This window comes from Planococcus maritimus (genome assembly GCF_001592825.1).
GTDB classification, from domain to species: Bacteria; Bacillota; Bacilli; order Bacillales_A; family Planococcaceae; genus Planococcus; species Planococcus maritimus_C.
In genome coordinates this window covers 1-379 of record NZ_LTZG01000033.1, presented here as the reverse complement: position 1 = coordinate 379, position 379 = coordinate 1, and the positions used below count along the sequence as shown (strand labels likewise).

Annotated in this window: 1 protein-coding gene; it reads left to right on the top strand. The window is 54.1% G+C overall.

Annotated elements, in window-relative coordinates; translation table 11 throughout:
• Nucleotides 1-379, top strand: a 379-nt coding sequence (locus AY633_RS13690; protein WP_145915685.1) for a DNA-3-methyladenine glycosylase, incomplete at both ends; no start/stop codon positions are given.

Sequence of the window (379 nt, the reverse complement as noted above, 5' to 3'; positions counted from 1 at the left end):
CTTGAGCTTGCCCCATCGCTTCTGGGCTGCCTTCTTGTAAAAGAAACAGACGAAGGCACAGCGTCAGGCTATATTGTGGAAACAGAGGCCTATATGGGTGCTGGAGACAGAGCGGCACACAGCTTTAACAACCGCCGGACGAAGCGGACTGAGATCATGTTTGCAGAAGCTGGGCGGGTATATACATACGTGATGCACACCCATACATTGCTGAATGTCGTTGCCGCGGAAGAGGATGTCCCGCAAGCGGTATTAATCAGGGCGATTGAGCCGCATGAAGGCCAGCTGTTAATGGAGGAGAGAAGGCCGGGCAGGAGTCCGAGGGAATGGACAAACGGACCAGGAAAGCTGACGAAAGCGCTTGGCGTCACGATGAATG